This window comes from Pseudomonas sp. GYB4201 (assembly GCF_056312595.1).
The window spans coordinates 253,423-274,198 of the sequence record NZ_JBWGIG010000002.1 but is presented as its reverse complement, the minus strand read 5'-3'; the positions used below and the strand labels follow the sequence as shown (position 1 = coordinate 274,198).

Sequence of the window (20,776 nt, the reverse complement as noted above, 5' to 3'; positions counted from 1 at the left end):
AGACAATGGCGTTGAACGCTGAACTGGCGGCCTTTCTCGACCTGGTGGACGAGGGCCGCGACGCCGGGCGCCCGGCAATGCACGAACAGACAGTGGCGCAGGCGCGCGCCGAATTCGAACGCTCCACCCAGGAGCTGGGCTGGCAGGTGGCGGGGCCGGTGACGGTCAGCCAGCACCGGTTCAGCGGCCGTGACGGCGCCAGCGTGCCGGTGCGCCTGTACCTGCCCGCCGATGTGCCGGAGCGCCGGCAGCCCTGGCCGGTGCTGGTGTATTACCACGGCGGTGGTTACGTGGTGGGCAGCCTCGACTCCCATGACCAGGTGTGCCGTGAGTTCTGCTGGCGCACGCCGTGCGCGGTGCTGTCGGTGGGTTACCGGCTGGCGCCGGAGCAGCCGTTCCCGGCGGCGGTGAACGACGCCGAGGACACCCTGGTGTGGTTGTGGGAGCAGGCGCCGGCTCTGGGCCTGGACCGCAACCGCGTAGCCTTGGCGGGTGACAGCGCCGGCGCCACCCTGGCCACGGTGGCGGCGATTGCGGCGGGGCAGGGTGCCTTGCCTATGCAGCCGTGCCTGCAAATGCTGTTCTACCCGGTGACCGATGCGGCCGGCAGCACCACCTCGGCCGACCTGTTCGACCAGGGCTACCTGCTGGAGACGCCGACGCTGGCGTGGTTCTACGACCATTACCTGCCCAACGTGGAACAACGCAGCGACTGGCGCGCCTCGCCGTTGCGCGCCCAGATCCCACCGGCCACCGCCCCGGCCTACATCGCCGTGGCCGGCTTCGACCCGCTGCTGGACGAAGGCCGCGCCTACGCCGCCCACCTGCGCGCCGCCGGCGTACCGGTGACCCTGCACTGCCAGGCCGACCTGACCCACGACTTCCTGCGCATGGCCAGCATCACCCCGGCGGCGCTGCCCCTCTACGAAACCTTCACCGCCGTGCTCGCCCAGGCGCTCCACGCGAAAGCCTGACGCAGCCTTCGGCAGCTGCTACGCAGACGCGCGCAACCTGCCGATCGCGGCCAAGGCCGGCTCCTACCCCGCACGGCGTAGGAGCCGACTTTAGTCGCGATGCAGACGCCGCCGTTTTTCAACCCGTAGCAGTGGCCGCAGGCCGCGTCCCTAGACGCCGCAATCACCCGCCCATAAAAAAACGCCAACCCCGCAAGGGGCTGGCGTTTTTTTGTGCCGCAGGGGGCGCTTACCAGTTGTAGCTCAAGGTCGCGATCACGTTGCGGCGCGGGCCGTAGTAGCAGGCGGCGTAGTTGCTGCAGCTGGCCACGTATTCCTTGTCGAACAGGTTGCTGGCGTTGACCGCCACCTTGGTGCCGTCCAGTTTGCTCGACAGTTTGCCCAGGTCGTAGTGCACGGCGGCGTCGACGATGGTGAAGTTGCCGGTCTCGATGCGGTTGTACACCGCCGATGGCGAGGACACGCTGCTGCCCCACAGGTCGCCGGTGTAGCGCGCGCCCAGGCCGGCGCCGAGGCCGTCCATCAGGCCTTCGTGGAAGGTGTAGTCCAGCCACGCGGAGGCTTGCTGGCGTGGGGTGAACGGCAGTTCGTTGCCCTTGTCGGTGTACGACGAGGTGACATAACCGGTGCGGGTCACTTCGCTGTCGGTGTAGGTGTAGGACGCCAGCAGGTCGAGGTTCTTGCTCAGCACGGCCTTGCCTTCCAGTTCGAAGCCGCGGCTTTCGGCGGCGCCGATCTGGATGGTGTTGTTGATGTTGGTCGGGTCAGCCGTGGTCACGTTCTTCTGTTTCAGCTTGTACACCGAGGCGGTGATGTAGCTGTCCTGGCCCGGCGGCTGGTACTTGATGCCCAGCTCGTACTGTTCGCCCTCGGTGGGCTTGAAGATCGGCGTGGCGGCGCTGACCGCGGTGTTCAGCTGCGGGTCGAACGACTGCGAGTAGCTGAAGTAGGGCATCACGCCGTTGTCGAACAGGTAGGCCACGGCGTAGCGGTAGGTGCCCTTGTGGTTGTCCTGGTCGATGTAGCGGTTGGTGGCGTTGCTGCGGTCGGGGCGGTAGTGGCTTTCCGAGTCAGCCCAGTCGAAGCGCCCGCCCAGGGTGAACAGCCAGTGGTCCAGCTTGATCTGGTCTTGGGCGTACACGCCGGTCTGCTTCTGCACCTGGTACATGTCGCGCGAGGTGTAGATGTTGGTGCGCGTGCCGCTGCTGTTGCCGCCGGCGTAGGGGTTGGTGGTGGTGTAGCTGCTGTTCACCACGTTGTTGTCCAGGGTGCTGCGGCGGAAGTCCAGGCCGGTGAGCAGGGTATGCTCCAGCGCGCCGGTGTTGAATTTGCTTTCCAGCTGGTTATCGACGTTGAAGATCTGCAGGTTGCGCTTGATGTCCGAGGTCAGGCGCGACAGGTTCGGGCTGGTGGCTTCGTTGACGTAGCCGTTGCCAAACGCGGTGCGGTTCTCGATGTTGACCTGGCTGTAGCGCAGGTTCTGGCGGAAGGTGAACACGTCGTTGAAGTGGTGCTCGAACAGGTAGCCCAGCTGCGAGCTTTCGCGGCGCAGCTTGTCGAAGTCGCTGTCACCCAGCAGGGTGTCGCTGGAGATCTTGCCGTACTGGGAGTGGTGCAGGGTGCCCGACTCCGGGTAGTACTGCTCGGTGCTGCCACCCCAGTCGCGCTGGTAGTTGGCCAGCACGGTCAGCGAGGTGTCGTCGTTGGGGCGCCAGGTGAACGCCGGGGCGATGAAGTTGCGGTTGTTCTGCACGTGGTCGACCTGGGTGCCGCTGTCCTTCACCAGGCCCGTCAGGCGGTAGCTGAACACGCCCTGGTCGTCGATGGGGCCGCCGAAGTCGAAGCCCAGCTGCTTGAGGTCATAGCTGCCGCCCTGCACCTGGATCTGGTGGTAGGGGGTGCTGGTGGGCATCTTGCTGGTCAGGTTGATCAGGCCGCCTGGGCGGCTCTGGCCGTAGAGCATGGACGCCGGGCCGCGCAGCACTTCCACGCTTTCCAGGCCGTAGGGTTCGGACATGCCGCCCTGGCCGCTCTCGCCGTAGGGCAGTTGCAGGCCGTCCTGGAACACGTAGGGCGAGAAGCCGCGGATGCGGAACTGTTCGCGGGTGTTGTTGGCGCCGGTGTATTCGCCGAACACGCCGGGGGTGTAGCGCACGGCGGAGCTGACGTCCTGCACGGCCTGCTCGTCCATCTGCTTGCGGGTGACCACCGAGATCGACTGCGGGGTCTCGCCGATGGGCGTGTCGGTCTTGGTCGCGGTGTTGGTGCGCTTGGCGACGATGCTGTATTCGGGGGTGTAGCCGCTGCCGTCGCCGGCGGCGTTGATGTTGACGTTCTGCAGCAGCATGGCGTTGCCATCGGCGGTGGCGGCGCCCACGGTGATGGTGTTGCCGTTCACTTCATAGCGCAGGCCGGTGCCGCGCAGCATCTGTTCCAGGGCCTGCTGTGGCTCCATGGTGCCGTCAACGCTGAGGCTGTTGCGGCCTTTGATCGAGTCGGCGCTGAACAGCACCTGCATGTTGGTCTGGGTGCCGAACTGCATCAACGCATTGGACAGCGGTTGCGCCGGGATGTGCACGGCTACCGGTGCCGCCAGGGCCTGGGCGCTGTACGCGGCCAGGGCCAGGCTTGCCGCCAACAGGGTCTTGGTGAAACCGGATCCTTGTGTTTCACGCCCTTTGTTGTGTCGAAACTCGAACATTATTAGCACTCGTTAAGGTTAGCTTATAAGAATCGTTTCCAATAAGACGAAACCCGCGCGCAAAACCAGAATGATTTTTTCACTTTTTTTTGCACTGCCGCCGATTGGCTGGCAACGGGCAGGACGGGCAGTAATCCACGCTGTCCAGGCGGTAGCGCAGGCAGCACACGCGGCGGGTGCTGGCGCTGGTTTCGTCATCGGCTACGGCGAAGCGCACGGGTTCGAACAGCGGGTTGCTGCAGCCGTTCGGCCACTGTTTGGCGCTGAGCAGTTCACGCCCCGGCGCCGCCCGTTCAGCGCCGCCCAGCGGGTGGCGGGCGACCACGCCCACGGCCCAGGCCACGCGCACCCCGGCGTTGCTCCACAGCACCCGTGGCGACAGGCCGCTGAACTGGGCGAGGGTGGCGCACAGCGGCGCCAGGTGGTCGAACACCAGTGGCGCGAAACGCTCGAACGCCGAGCGCGGCTGGCGCACCTGGCCGTCGTCGCTGAGTTCGACCCGCTGCGGGTTGCCTTCGGCGTCCAGGTGCAGGCGGGTGTGGTCGAGGCTTAGTGGCAGCAGGCGGTCCTGCAGCAGGTCGAGGATGACCACCGGCGGCACCAGCACCGAGAAGTACCATTGCGTCCACAGTGACACCAGCGCCTTGGTGTCGCCGCCGGGGTAGCGCTGGGCGAACGCCGCCAGCGGTGGCTGGTAGCGCTGCGGGTCGAGCAGGTCGCTGAGGATGATGCCCGGCGCGGCGCCGTCGGCCAGCGCCAGCGACTCGCCGACCCCGGCCAGTGGCCCGGGAAAGGCGCTGGCGAAGGCGGCGATCATGCGCCACCCCGGCGGCGGATCATCAGCCACATGAAGTACGGCCCACCGACGAAGGTGGCCAGCAGCCCGGCCGGAATCTGCCAGGGGAAGATCAGCGTGCGGCCCAGCCAGTCGGCCACCACCATAAGCAGCGCGCCCAGCAGCGCCGCGCCGTACAACTGCACCAGCGCCCGGCGCAGGCCCAGCAGCCGCGCCATGTGCGGCGCCATCAGGCCGACGAAGCTCAGCGGGCCGACCACCAGGGTGGCAGCGCCGGTCAGCAGCGCGGTCAGGGTCAGCAGCGCCAGGCGGCTGCGGCCCAGGTTCAGGCCGAGCATGCTGGCGGTGCTGGGGCCCAGGGCCAGCAGGTCGAGCCAGCGGCGGATCAGCGGCGCCAGCGCCAGGCCGACCACGGCCACGGCGCAGGCGACCACCGCCTGGGGCGCGCTGACCCGGTAGGTGGAGCCGGCCATCCAGCTGAGCAGGGTGCCCAGGCGCGGGTCGCCGCTGACCAGAATGATGCTGGAGAAGGCCCCGGAGATGGTCGCCAGGGCGATGCCGGTGAGCAGCAGCCGCTCGGGTGAGAAGCCGTGGCGCCAGCCAAACGACAACAGAATCAGCAGGGTGACCAGCGCCCCTGCGCTGGCGGTCAGCAGGATGACGCCGGGGTTGAGCGGCAGGTTGGCGAGGAATACCAGGATCACCCCCAAGGCGGCTCCGGAGCTGACCCCCAGCACTTCCGGGCTGGCCATGGCGTTGCCGGTGGTGCGCTGGATCATGGTCCCGGCCATGGCCAGCATGGCGCCCGCAGCCATGGCGGCGAACAGCCGTGGCGCACGCCAGGGCAGCAGTTGCAGGGTTTCACTGACGCTGCTGAAGGCCCAGCCGCTGGGGCCGGGGGCCAGGGTCAGCGCCAACGCCAGGCACACCACCAGGGCCACGGCGCTCACCGCGACGATGCGTGCCGGGTGGCGCGGTTTGGGCTGCTGGGCGTCGGGCGTGCTGCGCGGCGGGTGCAGGCTGCGGCGCATCTGCGGCAGCAGCCACAACAGCAGCGGCGCGCCCAGCAGCGCGGTGGCGGTGCCAGTGGGCAGCAGCGGGGCGAAGTTCTGGATGACCTGGTCGGCCAGCCACAGCAGCAGCGCGCCGAACAGCGGCGCGCACCACAGCTGCTGGCGCAGCCGGCGAGCACCGAGCAGCCGCGCCAGGGCCGGCGCGGCCAGGCCGACGAAGGCGACCATGCCGATGTGGCTGACCACCGTGGTGCTGAGGAACACCGCCAGCGCCAGGCCCAGGGTGCGGCTCCAGGACAGCGACAGGCCCAGGCTGCGCGCACTTTCATCGGACAGTTGCAGCACGTCCAGCGGCCGCACCAGCAGCAGCGCGGCGAGCATGCCGGGGATCAGGCTGAAGGTCAGGTCGCGGGTCAGGCCCCAGCCGTTCTGGGCCAGGTTGCCGGTCTGCCAGACGAACAGCTCGCCCAGGTATTCGTGGTTGAACAGCACCATGATCGAGCCCAGGGCGCCGCAGTACAGGCCGATGATCAGGCCCGCCAGCACCACCGCCAGCGGTGCCAGCGCCTGGCGCCAGGCCAGGGCGAACACCAGCAGCATCGCCAGGCCGCCGCCGGCGCTGGTCAGCAGGGTGCGGCCCTGGTCCAGCAGGCCGGGGGCGAACAGCAGGCCCACCACCAGCATCAGGTTGGCGCCGGCGGAAATGCCCAGGGTGGAGGCGTCGGCCAGCGGGTTGCGCAAAATGCTTTGCAGCAGCGCGCCACTCAGGCCCAGGGCCGCGCCTGCCAGCAGGCTCACGGCCAGGCGCGGCAGCCAGGCGTGGTGGACCAGCAGCTGCGCGGTGTCGCTGGCGCTGGGGTGCACGGCGGCGCTCCACCACAGGCCGGGCGGCAGGTGGCGCAGCAGGCCGTGCAGGCTCAGGGCCACGGCGGCCAGCGCCAGCAGGCCGACCACCAGCAACCAGCGCCGCTGCTGCGGGTTGCGTGTTTTTGCGGCGGCGTAATCGAGGGCGGAACTAGCCATGGGCGTACTCCGGGTCGGCGGGCAGGTGTTCCACCAGCAGCTCGGCGAAGCGCGCCGCAGTCTGCGTGCCGCCAAATACGTAGGTCGGGGGGATGGCGCTCAGACGTCCTTCGCGCACGAAGGGCAGCACGTTCCACAGGGTGCTGGCACTCAGGGTCTTGAGCGAGCGCTGGCTGGCCTTGCCGAAGTTCAGGTAGAGCATGCGCGCCTCGGGGCGTTCCACCAGTTGTTCCAGCGGCACCAGGGCGAAGCCGGCCGGGCCCAGTTCGCCGTCCCAGGCGTTCACCAGGCCGACCCGCGCCAGGGCGTCGCCCAGCAGGCTGTTGTGGCCCCACAGGCGCACGTGGCTGCCGCCCTGGTCGATGTCCGCCAGGTATATCGGCCGGTGCTGCTGGCCGAGGATGCGCGTGCGGGCAGCGTCCAGGCGGGCGCCGAGGCTGGCCACCAGGGCCTGGGCCTCGGGCTGGCAATGCAGCCACTCGCCCACTTCGCTGATGGCGGCCAGGCCACGGGGGATGGGCGCAAGAGTAGTGGGCACGTCCAGCACCCGCACCGGGGCGATGGCGGCGTACTGCGCCTGGGCCATCTGCTGCACGGGGCTGAGCAGGATCAGGTCGGGCTTGAGCCGTGCCAGCAGTTCCAGGCTCGGCTCCCATGACGCGCCCAGGTCCAGCACGCCGGCCGGCAGCGGCGGCTGCGGCACGCGGGCGCGGTACATGTCCAGGCTGGGAATGGCCAGCGGAGAAACGCCAAGGCCGAGCATGATCTCGGCCAGTTGCCAGTCCAGCGGGGCTACCCGCCGGGCCTGGGGTTGAGCGTGGAGCAGCGGGCTTGCCGCCAGTGCCGCCACGCTCATCAGTTGCAGGAATGAGCGCCTGTGCATGATCGCGTTGTCAGGCCTCCACGGAGTGTTGCTGGCGGGTGTCTTCGTAGATGCGCCCCGGCTCCATGCGCACCAGGCGGTCGGCGATATGGAAGTAACGGTCGTCGTGGGAAATGACGATGATGGTCTTGCCCAGGCGTTGCAGGTCCGGCAGCAGTTCGGTGTAGAAAATGCGTCGGAAGGCCGGGTCCTGGTCGGCGGCCCATTCGTCGAACACCAGCACCGGCCGGTGGTCCAGCCAGGCCTGCACCAGGGCCAGGCGCTTGCGCTGGCCGGTGGACAGGTCGGTGGTGGTGAAGTTGCCGTCCTGGATGCTGACCTTGTGGCTGATTTCAAGGCGGTCGAGGTACTGGTGGGCCTCGTCGGGCAGTTTTTCGTCGGGGCCCATCAGGTCGTCGAACAGGAAGTAGTCGGCGAAGATGGTGGTGAACAGCTGGCGGTAGTCGTCGCGGTTCTCCACGCCCACTTCCTGGCCGTCCAGCAGGATGCTGCCCTGCTGCGGCGCGTACAGGCCCAGCAGCACCTTGATCAGGGTGGTCTTGCCGGCGCCGTTCTCGCCGGCGATGAACATGATCTCGCCAGCGTTCAGGCGCAGGTTCACCGGGCCCAGGGTGAAGGGTGTCACGCCTTCGACGCTGGGGAAGGTGTAGCGCGCGTCACGCAGTTCGATGCTTTGCAGCGGCGTCGCCGGTTTCACAGTGCCTTCGAGCAGCAGGTGCGGCTCGGGCGAGGCGAACTGCGCGGACAGGTCGGCGATGCGGCGGAACGACACCTGCGCGCGGCTGACGATGGGCAGGTTGCCGATCAGGTGTTCCAGCGGGCCCTTCATGAACAACAGCACCAGGATGAAGCCGCTGAGGGTGGCCTTGTCGGTGTTGGGGTAGAGGCTCTGGTACACCAGCACCACGCCGATGACGATGAAAAACAGCGTCGAGCCGAAGGTCTTGGCCACCACGAACAGCTTGATCGAGCGCAGCTGGATGTCGCAGATTTTCTCCACGGTCTTCTGCAGGTGGTCGCGGTACACGCGGAAGCGGCGCGGGCGGTGGATGCGCAGTTCCTTGGCGCCTTCGGAGATGGCGCGGTAGTGCTTCTGCAGGTCATCCTCGGCCTCGCGGGCCTCGAAGAAGCCGCGGATGCCTTTCAGGCGCGCGAAGTACTGGGCGGTGGTGCCCAGCAGGATCGCCACCACGGTGCAGACGAACATCGGGAACGACAGGTGCGCCAGGTAGCCCATGCAGCCCAGGGTCACGGTCAGCGACACGGCCAGGGGCGAGAAGGCGAAGGCGAAGTCGCTGATGACGTCGACGTCGTGGGTCAGCACCGGGATCAGCCGGTGCGACTTGTAGCGCTCGATCTGCTCGATGGGCGCGGAGAGGATCTTGCTGCCCAGGTCCTTGCGCAGCTTGGCGATGACGTGCTGGCCGACGTGGTTGGTGCCGATGTCGGAGAAGATCGACCCCAGCAGCGCCAGGCTGCACAGGCCGCCGAACGCCAGCAGCAGGGTGCCGGCGGCGGGGCCGTCGGCGTGCAGGCTCTGGTTGATGGTGGCCAGCAGCGCGGTGATGCTCAGGCCGCCCATGATGCCCAGGGTGATGGACACCGCCAGGATGGGCCAGAACGGCTTGAGCAGGCTGAACAGTTCGGAGAGCGTACCTTTGGGGGGCTTGGGCTGCGTCATTGGGCTGTCGTCACAAATGGGATTCATATCCAGATAGGACGCACGAGCGGGGTAAAACCTTAAAAATTAATTTCTTGGCGGCGTTGGGCGATATCGCGAATGAGTGCCGTTTAAATTTTCCCACAGGCTTCTCGTCACCACTTGGGTAAGCGTTCCGACAGGGGACGCCGTTCCTGGGCGATACGCCTGGCGCCGCCCTTGGGGCCGCCGCGGGTGTTCGTGCCAATCGACTAATGGATCGAAAGGTATTGGCGAGATGACTCAAACAGTAACTACAAGCACGCCGCTGGATGTGCTGGGCATCGGCTTCGGGCCTTCCAACCTCGCGCTGGCCATCGCCCTGGAAGAGCTGGGCGTGAAGCGCGGCCGGCACCTGGACGCGCTGTTCCTCGACCGCCAGCAGGACTACCGCTGGCACGGCAACACCCTGGTGGCGCAGAGCGAGCTGCAGATCTCGTTCCTCAAGGACCTGGTGACCCTGCGCAACCCCACCAGCCCCTTCAGCTTCGTCAATTACCTGCACCAGCACGGGCGCCTGGTGGACTTCATCAACCTGGCCACCTTCTACCCCTGCCGCATGGAGTACAACGACTACCTGCGCTGGGTGGCCGGACACTTCACCGAGCAGTCCGCCTACGGCGAGAACGTGCTGGCGGTGGAGCCGGTGCACAGCGGCAACAGCATCGAGCAACTGCGGGTGATTTCCCAGGACAGCCAGGGCCGCGAACAGGTGCGCCACACCCGCTCGGTGGTGCTGAGCACCGGCGGCACGCCGCGCATTCCCGAGGTGTTCCGGGCCCTCAAGGGCGACGCCCGGGTGTTCCACCACTCGCGCTACCTGGAGCGCATGAACGAGCAGCCCTGCGCCAACGGCCAGCCCATGCGCATTGCGGTGATCGGCGGTGGGCAGAGCGCTGCCGAGGCGTTCATCGACCTCAACGACAGCTTCCCCAGTGCCCAGGTCGACATGGTGCTGCGCGCCGCCGTGCTAAAGCCGGCCGACGACAGCCCGTTCGTCAACGAGATCTTCTCGCCGCAGTACACTGACCTGGTGTTCAACCAGCCGGAGCTGGAGCGCGAGCGCCTGATCAACGAGTACCACAACACTAACTATTCGGTGGTGGACCTGAACCTGGTGGAGCGCATCTACTCGATCTTCTACCGCCAGAAGGTCTCCGGGCAGCCGCGCCACGGCTTCCTGTGCCGGCGCTCGATCGAGTCGGCCAAGGCCGATGCCAACGGTATCGAGCTGGTGCTGCGCGACCTGGCCACCGGCGACACCGAGGTGCACCGCTACGACGCGATCATCCTGGCCACCGGCTACGAACGCATCTCGCACCAGCAGATCCTCGCGCCGCTGGCCGAGTACCTGGACGAATACCAGGTGAACCGCGAGTACCGCGTGCAGGCCGACCCGCGCCTTAAGGCGCCGGTGTTCATCCAGGGCTTCAGCCAGTCCAGCCATGGCCTGAGCGACACGTTGCTATCGATTCTGCCGATTCGTGCGGAAGAGGTGGCGACGGCGCTGCATGAGAATCTCAAGTCCGGCTTTGATGGCGCACCGGCGAAGACGGCCCAGCGCGCCACCGCCAGCAACGCTTGAGTGCCGCGCGCCGGCATAGGAATGCCGGCGCATTTTTACGCGTTCGCTATATCCACGTCTTCCCCGGTGGGAGCGGGTTCTACCCGCGAAGAAACCCGCGCGTGTCGCCAGATACCACGCGGTGTTCTTTTCGCGGGTAGAACCCGCTCCCACAAAGGAAACCGTGGCCATAGGTGCGTGAAGACTGCTTGACCAAGGAGCTTCAGTGTCTGATCGAACTCGATATGTGTGTGCAATAACGACGTGGTTGGCCATGCTGGGCGCAGGAACGGCCCAGGCGGATGCAACGGCAGGGCAGCGCGGGACGCTGCTGGAGGTGAAGGAGGTGGCGCGCTACAGCGCCGCGCAGATCAACCAGGCAACGGAAAGCCAAAGGACGTTCGTCGACAAGGTCGACTGCGGTGTGAAGGTGGTAGCGGTGCAATACCGCACCATCGGCGTCAAGGGCGAACCCGCCGACGCCTCCGCCGCGCTGGTGGTGCCCGACGGCGCCGCCTGCCAGCAACCAGCGCCCCTGCTGGGCTGGGCCCGCGGTACCGAAACCGATCGTCACCGGCAACAGGCGCAACTGGCCGCCGCTTCCGCCGGCTACCCCCTCAACTCCGTCTATGCCGCCCGCGGCTACGTGGTCATCGCCAGCGATTACCTGGGCCTGGGCAACTCCCACTATCCGTTCCACCCCTACCTGCACGCCGACTCCGAGGCCAGCACCATGGTCGACGCCTTGCGCGCGGCGCGTTTGGCGGGTGCGCAACTGGGTGTGAGTTTCTCTGGCAAGGTAATGCTCGGCGGCTACTCCCAGGGCGGCCACGTGACCATGGCGACCCAGCGCGCCATCGAGCGCGACCATCTGGGTGAATTCAACCTGGTGGCCAGCGCGCCCATGTCCGGCGCCTACGACCTGCCGCACACCTTCCGCGAGTCGTGGAACGGCGTCACCAGTGCCGGGCCCAATCAGCTGTCGCCCTACCTGCTGGCCTACACAGTGCTAGGCATGCAGCGGGTGTACGGCAACCTCTACGGCCAGCCCGAGGAGGTGTTCAAGGCGCCTTATGCCCAGGCGGTGCAGGGCGCGTTCCCCGGGCCGCTGGGCCTGCGCGCGCTGATCGGCCAGGCGCCGTTCAATCAGCTGCGCTCAATCGATGATATGCGCCAACCCGGGTTCGCCAAGGCCTTTGTCGAGCAGCCGAACACGCCGTTCCAGCAGGACCTGGCGCGCAACAGCACCCTGGACTGGACCCCGCGCACGCCGATGATGCTGTGCGGCACCGACCGCGACGGTGTGGTGCCGTTCGACAACGCCGCACGGGCCCAGGCGGCGTTTGCCGGGCGCGGCGTGCAGGTGCCAGTGGTGAATGTGGACGAGGCGGTGCCGGCCAAGGCCACCGGGGCCCAGGCGCACATGATCTGGGCGTCGCTGGCCTGCTACAGCGCCATGCGCAAGATGCTCTTCGACCCGGCGCGCTGGGGCAGTGCGCTGTCGCTGGCGCGGGGCGCGGCCTTCAGCCTGCCATACCCGCTGCAGTGGCCGGCGAGTCGAGGTAGCTGATCAGCGAACCGTCGCCGGGGTGGCGCATCACGCCCATGGGGATGCCGTAGATGCGCTCCAGGGTCTCGCTCTGCATCAGCTCGGCGGGGCTGCCCTGGGCCAGCAGGCGACCGCTGTGCAGCGCCAGCAGGTGGTCGCAATAGCGCGCGGCCATGTTGACGTCGTGCAGCACCACCAGCACGCCCAGGCCCAGTTGGCGGCTGAGGTCGTGCACCAGTGACAGCACTTCCACCTGGTGGGCGATGTCCAGCGCCGAGGTGGGCTCGTCCAGCAGCAGGAAGCGGCTGTTCTGCGCCAGCAGCATCGCCAGCCATACGCGCTGGCGTTCGCCGCCGGACAGCAGGTCCACCTGGCGTTCGGCAAAGGCGCTGATGTGGGTCAGCTCCAGCGCCCGCTCCACGGCCTCGCGGTCTTCATCGCTGAAACGCCCCAACGCACCGTGCCAGGGGTAGCGGCCGAAGCCCACCAGCTCGCGCACCGTGAGGTTGTCGGCGGCTGGCAGCTGCTGGGGCAGGTAGGCCACCTGCTGGGCGAAATCACGGTTGCCCCAGGCCGGCAGCGGCTTGCCGTCCAGCACAATCTCACCGCTGGCGGGTACCTGCTGGCGCGCCAGCAGCTTGATCAGCGTCGACTTGCCCGAACCGTTGTGGCCGATCAGGCCGATCATCTTGCCGTGGGGAATCTGCAGGTCCAGCGGTTGCAGCAAGGTACGGCCAGGGACTTTGAAGCTGACGGAGCGCAATTCGAACATGAGGCTTCCACGATCGCTTGAAAAGGGCAGGGCACGACAGTAGTAAATTTGCTAATGCTTATCAATTGAATATTCCGTAGCAGCTGCCAAAGGCTGCGTCCCGCCCCAACGCGATCCCCAGGCAGACCGCGTTGGGGCAGGACGCGGCCTGGGGGCCGCTGCTACGGGGGCGGGGTTTGCGGGAAGATGGCGCGCATGCCGCGGCATTTGGGGTAGTCGCTGCAGCCCCAGAAGTTGCCGCCGGCGTTGCGGCCGGTGCGCGCCACCTTGATCACCATGGGTTTGCGGCAATGAGGGCAGGCGGGCGCCTTGGGTTGCGGCTCGACGGGTGGCGGCGGCCCCGGTACTGGGGCCGGGGTCGGCTTGGGCGCCGGCTGCGCAGTCTGTTTTTGCGCCGCGGCAATCCAGCGCCGCAGCTGGCGGCCGTCCACCAGCTTGAGGTTGCGCCCGCTGGCGAACTCACGCGCCGGCTCGCTGAAACGGCCGCTGGTGATCACGAAACCACCCACCGCGCCTTCCGCGGCCATGGCCCCGTACAGTTCGCGCACCACCGGCACACCCACCTGCAGCGCGCGCCAGTGCTTGCACTGCACCAGGTACTTCTCGCCCTCCTTGCGGGCGACCAGGTCCACGCCACCATCGGGCCCGGCGCCGCCGCGTTCCTCGATGCTGAAGCCCTGGCGGCGCAACGCCTCGCCCACCAGCAGTTCGAATTCCTGCCAGGTGAAGTCGTTCACCGCATGGCCGGTGTTCAACAGCTCGCGGCGCTTGCGACGGCCGAGGACCGAGGTGATGGCGCCGATGACGAAGATCAGTGGCAGCAGGTATTGGCCGAAGGTCGCCAGGGTTCTGAACAGGCTTTGGGTCATCACCGATTGCAGTTGCGCTGGGTCGCTGACCACCGCGATGGGCGCCGTGGCCACGCCGTGCAGGTAGACGCCGGAGGCCACCGCCAGGATCAGGCTGGACCACCAGGGGAGCTTGCTGGCGAGGAAGATGAGGTCGTCGAAGGTGGAGGTTTTCTTGGCCATGTCCGTGGTCTGTTGGGGTGGGGGGTGTAGCCGCTGCCGCAGGCTGCGCTGGCCCGTGTGTGCGCTGCATAGCTTCAGCGAGGCAAAGGGCCAGCGCAGCCTGGCGGCAGCGGCTACGGGCGTCAAGTCGGTTTATCTCGGGTGGAGGTAGGGAAGCGTCCTACAGGGAAACCGGAAGTGGGTGGATATCGCGGAGTGGGGCGTGCGGGATAGGCTTTCCCTGCGGTCAAAGTGGCGGCGTTTAGCAACCAGGGCTTCCCCCGACCGCAATTCTGGATAGGGCAGATGTAACCCAAGGCATGGAAGGAACCACCTATGGTTAAGTACGGTAATTCCTGGGCTAGTTTTAATGAACAGCTGGACTACCTGGCCGAAAGGGGAATGATCATCGCAGACAAAGCTGTGGCGGTGAGCTGGCTAAGCCGGGTAGGTTATTTTCGGTTGAGCGGGTACTGGTACGCATTATGCGACCACCGGGTTCATCAGCTATCGCTCGGAGGGAAGGCCACGGCCACTGGCACGCCGGTGGACATCGATGTTTTCAGGCCGGGTGCCACTTTTCAGGATGCTGTTGATCTTTATGTTTTCGACAAGCAGTTGCGCCTATTGGCCTTGGATGCCCTGGAGCGCATTGAAATAGCGTTGAGGGTTGATATTGGTCATTACCTGGGCGGGCTTCATCCCTTCGCGCACACAAAGCCTGATCTTCTCCATCGGGAGTTCAGCGGCAGGATCAATCCCAGGACTGGAGCTAGCAGGCATCAGGATTGGATGCTACGCCATGAGCAATTGGTAAGTCGGTCGCGAGAGGACTTCATTCTCGCCTGCAAAGCCAGGTATGGATCGCAGCTACCGCTTTGGATAGCAGCAGAAGCTTGGGACTTTGGAACGATGTCCACGCTGTACGACGGTATGAGGGCATGCGACCAAGACGCGATCTCGTCCAAATACGGGATTTCAAACGGTCGGATCTTCGCTTCGTGGTTACGTAGTTTGAATTATCTACGCAACGTTTGTGCGCATCATAGCCGGTTGTGGAATCGAAATATTGTCGACCAGCCAAAGCTTCCCAAGGCGGCCGAGGTGCCATGGGTCACTCATTTTCTTGGGAAAGGGCATGCCTTGGCGCGGTGTTATTTGCTGCTGTGTGTCACTCGTCATTTGATTCAGGTGATATATCCGCGATCCAGTTGGCCGCAGCGAATGAAGCAGCAGTTGCAGGCGTTCCCACAGAGCCAAAGTATCGGTTCGAGAGAGGCGCGCATGGGGCTTCACGAGGGGTGGGAAGCATCGTGGTAAAAATGCCAGCCATTAAAAAACCCCTCAGCAGCAGCATCACGAAGTGACGTTGCCGAGAGGGGCCGTGTTGGATCTGATGGTAGAGGTCAACATGAACAAGGTCAATCTGCCTGCCCGGGGCAGTGTGTAACAAAAAGCCCCGGCTCTTGCGAGACCGGGGCTTTTTCATTCCTGGTACGGGCATTAAGTGGAGAAGGGTGGTCTATCTGATGCGTTGGTAGGGAAGCGTCCTACAGCAAAACCGGAAGTGGGTGGATATCGCGGAGTGGGGCGTGCGGGATAGGCTTTCCCTGCCATGAAAATGGCCGGGTTTAGCGACCTGAATACCAGCAGAGCGTTATACGTGGCGGGTAATTGTGCCTGCCGATCTAGCCCTGTACCGATGTCGGCAAAAGCTGCATCGGTTGCAAATGGAACAAGCATATGGAAATTGAAGTTGGTACTTCGTCTTGCCTTACCCCCACCGTTTTCCACCGCAACGAACGAATCCTCCGCACCCTGCTGATCAACGACCGTGCCTGGCTATGTGCCCAAGACCTGGGCCGGCTAATGGGCATTGGGCTGGTCGACCATCGTCTTGCCAAGCTGGACGCCGACCAGCAGTGCACGCTTACCCTGATGACTGGCGGGCATGAACGGGAGCGGGTGATGGTCAGTGACTGCGGGGCGTTTGCGTTGTTGGTGTATCACCTGATTCCAGAGAACCGGGCGTTGCGGCGGTGGTTGAGTTGTGAGGTGTTGCCGCAGCTGCGCACCCACGGCCACTAACGGCTACTGCGCTATCTCGTGTAGCAGCGACCGCCAGGTCGCGTCCGGGGCGTAGCTGACGGACCGCGGTGCCGGTGACGCGGCCTGGTGGCCGCTGCTACGTGAATACCATGAAAAAGCCCCGGCTCTTGCGAGACCGGGGCTTCTTGAATGGCCGTAACGCGCTTACACGTTAAAGCGGAAGTGCATCACATCGCCGTCTTTCACGATGTATTCCTTGCCTTCCAGGCGCCATTTGCCGGCTTCCTTGGTGCCCGCTTCACCGTTGTACTGGATGAAGTCGTTGTAGGCGATCACTTCGGCGCGGATGAAGCCTTTTTCGAAGTCGGTGTGGATCACGCCAGCGGCCTGTGGCGCGGTGGCGCCGACCTTGACGGTCCAGGCGCGTACTTCCTCGACGCCAGCGGTGAAGTAGGTCTGCAGGTTCAGCAGCTCGTAGCCGGCGCGGATCACGCGGTTCAGGCCAGGCTCTTCCAGGCCCAGGGCCTCGAGGAACATGTCCTTCTCTTCGCCGTCGTCCAGCTCGGCGATTTCGGCTTCGATCTTGTTGCACACCGGCACCACGATGGCGCCTTCTTCTTCGGCGATGGCGCGGACCACGTCCAGGTGTGGGTTGCCTTCGAAGCCGTCTTCGGCGACGTTGGCGATGTACATGACCGGCTTCGAGGTCAGCAGGTGGAAGCCGCGGATGACCGCCTTCTCGTCAACACCCATGTTCTTCATCAGGCTGCGGGCAGGCTTGCCGTCGGTGAAGTGGGCGATCAGTTGCTCCAGCAGGCCTTTCTGGACCACGGCGTCCTTGTCGCCACCCTTGGCGTTGCGCGCAACCTTCTGCAGTTGCTTCTCGCAGCTGTCCAGGTCGGCGAAGATCAGTTCCAGGTCGATGATCTCGATGTCGCGCTTGGGGTCGACGCTGTTGGAGACGTGAATCACGTTCTCGTCTTCGAAGCAGCGGACCACGTGGGCGATGGCGTCGGTTTCGCGGATGTTGGCCAGGAACTTGTTGCCCAGGCCTTCACCTTTCGAGGCGCCGGCCACCAGGCCTGCGATGTCGACGAATTCCATGGTGGTCGGCAGGATGCGCTTGGGGTTGACGATGGCAGCCAGGGCAGCCAGGCGCGGGTCCGGCATCGGCACGATACCGCTGTTGGGCTCGATGGTGCAGAAGGGGAAGTTCTCGGCCGCGATGCCCGATTTGGTCAGGGCGTTGAACAGTGTGGACTTGCCGACGTTGGGCAGGCCGACGATACCGCAATTGAAACCCATGGTGATTCCCTCTTCGTGGAGTCAGGCCTTTTGGCTGTGCAGGTTTTTCATCGCGCGATTCCACTCGCCGGCGAAGATATCCGGCAACACGCCGAGGGCAAAATCGATACTGGCGTCCAGTTTGTCCTGCTCGGCGCGTGGCGCCCGGCCCAGGACAAAGTTGGATACCTGACTGGCCACACCCGGGTGGCCAATGCCAAGCCGCAGACGGTGGAAGCCGTTGTTGTTGCCCAGCTGCGCGATGATGTCGCGCAAGCCGTTGTGCCCGCCATGGCCGCCGCCCAACTTGAGCTTGGCGACGCCGGGGGGCAGGTCGAGTTCGTCGTGGGCCACCAGGATGGCGTCTACCGGAATGCGGTAGAAATTCGCCAATGCCGCCACGGCCTGGCCGCTACGGTTCATGTAGGTGGTGGGGATCAACAGGCGAACATCATGGCCCTGATGGCTGAAACGCGCCGTCAGGCCGAAATACTTGCGATCGGCTACCAGGCTGACGCCTTGTTTGGCAGCGATGCGCTCAACGAAAAGAGCCCCTGCGTTATGCCGGGTCTGTTCGTATTCCTGGCCAGGGTTTCCCAGGCCAACGATCAGTTGAATGGCGGTCACGACAGGGGCTCTTCCTTGGAATCGAATTGAACATCGCCACCGGGCTGGCCGGTGGCATGAGGGGACGAGGTCGGTTGTGTAAACTTCGCGATCTCGTCCGCTTATGCTACCGCGATGTCATTACAACTCCGGCGTGCCGAGTAAAATTACTCTGCAGCGCCTTCAGCTTCTGGAGCTACACGTGGAGCGTGGACGTTGGCAACAGCCAGGTCGTTGCCGTGAGCCAGGGCTACGAACTCAACGCCTTTAGGGGCCTTGAGGTCGGACAGGTGAACGATCGAACCGATTTCGGCGTTGGCCAGGTCGACTTCGATGAACTCAGGCAGGTCCTTGGCTTCGCAGGAAACTTCGATCTCGTTGACAACGTGGGAGATCTCGCCGCCTTTCTTCACTGGAGCTTCTTCGTTGACGAAGTGCACAGGAACGATAGCGGTCAGTTTCTGGCCAGCAACAACGCGGACGAAGTCAGCGTGCATGATGAACTGCTTGGCTGGGTGACGCTGCATGGCCTTGACCACGACGTTTTGCTTGGTGCCGTCAACGTTCAGTTCGATAACGTGGCTGAAAGCAGCTTCGTTTTCGAACAGCTTGGCGATTTCTTTGGCCAGGATGCTTACGGATTCAGCTTCTTTGTCGCCACCGTAGATTACGGCTGGGACTTGGGCGGCGAGACGACGCAGGCGGCGGCTCGCACCTTTCCCCAGGTCGGTACGCGCTTGGGCGTTCAGGATGAAATCAGTCATTTTACATCTCCAAAATAGCCATGCCCGGGTAACGTTTGCGACCAGCGTCAAACCGGGATGGGCAAAAAAGCCCCGCCCCAACGGAAGTGTTGGGGCGGGGCGCTTTTCGTCAACGAGGTGTTCGCAGGGCAGGGCCCTTAGCGGAACATCGCGCTGATCGATTCTTCATTGCTGATGCGGCGGACCGCCTCGGCAACTACCGGTGCGATATCCAGTTGACGGATACGTACACAGGCTTGTGCTGCAGCGGACAGCGGGATGGTGTTAGTGACCACCAGCTCGTCCAGCACGGAATTTTCAATGTTCTCGATCGCCCGGCCCGACAGCACAGGGTGTGTGCAGTAGGCAAAGACCTTGGCAGCGCCATGCTCTTTCAGGGCTTTCGCCGCGTGGCACAGGGTGCCGGCGGTGTCGACCATGTCATCGACCAGAATACAGGTACGCCCTTCGACGTCGCCGATGATATGCATCACTTCGGAGTGATTGGCTTTCTCACGGCGCTTGTCGATGATACCCAGATCAACGCCCAGGGACTTGGCAACAGCACGTGCACGCACGACGCCGCCGATGTCCGGGGACACGATCATCAGGTTCTCGAAGCGTTGATCCTCGATGTCATCCACCAATACTGGGGAGCCGTAGATGTTATCTACCGGAATATCGAAGAAACCCTGGATTTGGTCAGCATGCAGATCCACCGTGAGAACACGGTCGATCCCCACCACGGTGAGCATGTCAGCGACGACTTTCGCGCTGATGGCAACACGTGCGGAACGCGGACGGCGATCCTGGCGGGCATAACCAAAGTAAGGAATCACCGCAGTGATTCGGGACGCTGAGGAGCGGCGGAAGGCATCGGCCATCACAACCAGTTCCATCAGGTTATCGTTCGTCGGAGCGCAAGTCGGCTGAATGATAAAGACGTCCTTACCGCGGACGTTTTCATTAATCTCAGTGCTGATTTCGCCGTCGGAGAACTTACCGACAGAGACATCACCCAGTGGGATATGCAGCTGACGTACTACACGCCGAGCCAGATCGGGGTTAGCGTTCCCCGTAAAGACCATCATCTTGGACACGCGCAGTACCTGCCGGCTGAGGGTATACCTGGATGAGTATAAGGAAAATGGCAGGGGCGGCTGGATTCGAACCAACGCATGGCAGGATCAAAACCTGCTGCCTTACCGCTTGGCGACGCCCCTGTATCTGTTGCTACGAGTGCCCAGCACTCGTTTCCTGTGACAGACTCTGTAGTTTTCGGTGCAACATGGAGATGTTGCTGCCTTTGGCTACAAACCCTGTAAGGGTATCTGCAAGAAGGTGCGAAACTCTATCAGCTTCCGCTTTGCTTGGGAAGGCCCCAAACACACAACTTCCAGTTCCGGTGAGTCGTCCATCACCAAATTTCTTCAGTGAATTCAAGGCGTTAAGTACTTCTGGATAACGTCTTGTGACTACCGCTTCGCAGTCATTTCTGCTGTTTCCCTTGGGAACGGGGCGCACTTTAATGGGAAGTGAATCGCGTGTCAACAACGGATCTGAAAAAATTTCTGCTGTACTAACAGAGACTTGCGGGACGAGCACCAGGTACCAGGGTTCCTCGGGCTCGGCCGGGGTAAGGATTTCGCCCACGCCCTCGGCGAACGCCGCGTGCCCGCGGACGAAAACCGGCACGTCGGCGCCCAGGGAAAGGCCCAGCTCGGCCAGGCGGTCGATGCCGGCGCCGGTGTTCCACAAATGGTCCAGGCCCAGCAGGGTGGTGGCGGCGTCGGAACTGCCGCCGCCGATGCCGCCACCCATGGGCAGCACTTTATGCAGCCAGATGTCGGCGCCCAGCGTGGTGCCGGTCAGCGCCTGCAGCTTGCGCGCGGCTTTCACGATCAGGTTGCTGTCGTGGGGCACGCCCTCGATGTCGGTGTGCAGGCGGATCTCGCCGTCCTGGCGCACGGCGAATTGCAGTTCGTCGCCGTGGTCGAGGAATTGGAACAGGGTCTGCAGCTCGTGGTAGCCGTCGGCGCGGCGGCCCAGGATGTGCAGCATCAGGTTGAGTTTGGCCGGGGCGGGCAGGGTCAGGCGTGGCTGGGTCATG

The 20,776-nt window shown here is 64.6% G+C and carries 17 protein-coding genes and 1 tRNA gene; 5 read left to right on the top strand and 13 right to left on the bottom strand.

Annotated features, from left to right (window positions below; genetic code table 11):
* Positions 1–5: 5 nt before the first annotated feature.
* Positions 6–974 (top strand): alpha/beta hydrolase, encoded by a 969-nt coding sequence (locus tag AC0Z2B_RS03460; protein ID WP_476295136.1) that lies wholly within the window; start codon positions 6–8, stop codon positions 972–974.
* A gap of 229 nt (positions 975–1,203) precedes the next feature.
* On the opposite strand, the gene AC0Z2B_RS03455 is transcribed toward AC0Z2B_RS03460, so the two are convergent.
* From AC0Z2B_RS03455 to AC0Z2B_RS03435, 5 genes are all read right to left on the bottom strand, one after another.
* Positions 1,204–3,675, bottom strand: a complete 2,472-nt coding sequence (locus tag AC0Z2B_RS03455; protein WP_476295135.1) for a TonB-dependent siderophore receptor — start codon at positions 3,673–3,675, stop codon at positions 1,204–1,206.
* A gap of 79 nt (positions 3,676–3,754) precedes the next feature.
* Positions 3,755–4,492: a siderophore-iron reductase FhuF gene (gene fhuF / locus AC0Z2B_RS03450; RefSeq protein WP_476295134.1), complete on the bottom strand. Its 738-nt coding sequence runs from the start codon at positions 4,490–4,492 to the stop codon at positions 3,755–3,757.
* Positions 4,489–6,507, bottom strand: a complete 2,019-nt coding sequence (gene fhuB, locus AC0Z2B_RS03445) for a Fe(3+)-hydroxamate ABC transporter permease FhuB (RefSeq protein ID WP_476295133.1) — start codon at positions 6,505–6,507, stop codon at positions 4,489–4,491. Before fhuB ends, fhuF begins: the two co-directional genes overlap by 4 nt.
* Positions 6,500–7,390 (bottom strand): ABC transporter substrate-binding protein, encoded by an 891-nt coding sequence (locus tag AC0Z2B_RS03440; RefSeq protein ID WP_476295131.1) that lies wholly within the window; start codon positions 7,388–7,390, stop codon positions 6,500–6,502. The genes fhuB and AC0Z2B_RS03440 overlap by 8 nt, the downstream gene beginning before the upstream one ends.
* 10 nt (positions 7,391–7,400) lie before the next feature.
* Positions 7,401–9,071 (bottom strand): cyclic peptide export ABC transporter, encoded by a 1,671-nt coding sequence (locus AC0Z2B_RS03435; RefSeq protein WP_476295129.1) that lies wholly within the window; start codon positions 9,069–9,071, stop codon positions 7,401–7,403.
* 256 nt (positions 9,072–9,327) lie between these two features.
* Between AC0Z2B_RS03435 and AC0Z2B_RS03430 the strand changes: the two genes are divergently transcribed.
* Both AC0Z2B_RS03430 and AC0Z2B_RS03425 read left to right on the top strand, forming a co-directional pair.
* The gene (locus AC0Z2B_RS03430; RefSeq protein WP_476295127.1) at positions 9,328–10,674 is read left to right on the top strand and encodes a lysine N(6)-hydroxylase/L-ornithine N(5)-oxygenase family protein; all 1,347 of its coding nucleotides are present in this window, start codon (positions 9,328–9,330) and stop codon (positions 10,672–10,674) included.
* Positions 10,675–10,927: 253 nt separating this feature from the next.
* Complete coding sequence (locus AC0Z2B_RS03425) at positions 10,928–12,223, top strand: lipase family protein (protein WP_416422499.1); 1,296 nt, start codon at positions 10,928–10,930, stop codon at positions 12,221–12,223.
* On the opposite strand, the gene AC0Z2B_RS03420 is transcribed toward AC0Z2B_RS03425, so the two are convergent.
* The gene (locus AC0Z2B_RS03420) at positions 12,177–12,974 is read right to left on the bottom strand and encodes an ATP-binding cassette domain-containing protein (RefSeq protein ID WP_475507077.1); all 798 of its coding nucleotides are present in this window, start codon (positions 12,972–12,974) and stop codon (positions 12,177–12,179) included. The two genes, AC0Z2B_RS03425 and AC0Z2B_RS03420, sit on opposite strands and share 47 nt — an antisense overlap.
* Before the next feature lie 161 nt (positions 12,975–13,135).
* On the bottom strand, positions 13,136–14,005 hold the full coding sequence (locus tag AC0Z2B_RS03415) for a restriction endonuclease (RefSeq protein ID WP_476295126.1): 870 nt from the start codon (positions 14,003–14,005) through the stop codon (positions 13,136–13,138).
* Between the two features lie 315 nt (positions 14,006–14,320).
* Between AC0Z2B_RS03415 and AC0Z2B_RS03410 the strand changes: the two genes are divergently transcribed.
* Both AC0Z2B_RS03410 and AC0Z2B_RS03405 read left to right on the top strand, forming a co-directional pair.
* Positions 14,321–15,304 carry an Abi family protein gene (locus AC0Z2B_RS03410; protein WP_476295125.1) on the top strand — a complete coding sequence of 328 codons (984 nt, stop codon included), beginning with the start codon at positions 14,321–14,323 and terminating at the stop codon, positions 15,302–15,304.
* Positions 15,305–15,727: 423 nt separating this feature from the next.
* Positions 15,728–16,072: a BRO-N domain-containing protein gene (locus AC0Z2B_RS03405; RefSeq protein ID WP_476295123.1), complete on the top strand. Its 345-nt coding sequence runs from the start codon at positions 15,728–15,730 to the stop codon at positions 16,070–16,072.
* Positions 16,073–16,237: 165 nt separating this feature from the next.
* Here the strand turns inward: AC0Z2B_RS03405 and ychF are convergent, their stop codons facing one another.
* From ychF to ispE, 6 genes are all read right to left on the bottom strand, one after another.
* Positions 16,238–17,338, bottom strand: a complete 1,101-nt coding sequence (ychF, locus tag AC0Z2B_RS03400; RefSeq protein ID WP_416422505.1) for a redox-regulated ATPase YchF — start codon at positions 17,336–17,338, stop codon at positions 16,238–16,240.
* Between the two features lie 21 nt (positions 17,339–17,359).
* Positions 17,360–17,944 carry an aminoacyl-tRNA hydrolase gene (gene pth, locus AC0Z2B_RS03395; RefSeq protein WP_008373249.1) on the bottom strand — a complete coding sequence of 195 codons (585 nt, stop codon included), beginning with the start codon at positions 17,942–17,944 and terminating at the stop codon, positions 17,360–17,362.
* Positions 17,945–18,090: 146 nt separating this feature from the next.
* Positions 18,091–18,687, bottom strand: coding sequence for a 50S ribosomal protein L25/general stress protein Ctc (locus AC0Z2B_RS03390; RefSeq protein WP_416422508.1), 597 nt, complete (start codon positions 18,685–18,687; stop codon positions 18,091–18,093).
* 137 nt (positions 18,688–18,824) lie between these two features.
* Positions 18,825–19,766, bottom strand: a complete 942-nt coding sequence (locus AC0Z2B_RS03385) for a ribose-phosphate pyrophosphokinase (RefSeq protein ID WP_008373254.1) — start codon at positions 19,764–19,766, stop codon at positions 18,825–18,827.
* A 48-nt stretch (positions 19,767–19,814) separates the two neighbouring features.
* Positions 19,815–19,889 (bottom strand) — tRNA-Gln (locus AC0Z2B_RS03380).
* Positions 19,890–19,899: 10 nt separating this feature from the next.
* Entirely contained in the window at positions 19,900–20,775 is an 876-nt protein-coding gene (gene ispE / locus AC0Z2B_RS03375) for a 4-(cytidine 5'-diphospho)-2-C-methyl-D-erythritol kinase (protein WP_473005402.1), read from the bottom strand.
* Position 20,776: the final 1 nt, after the last annotated feature.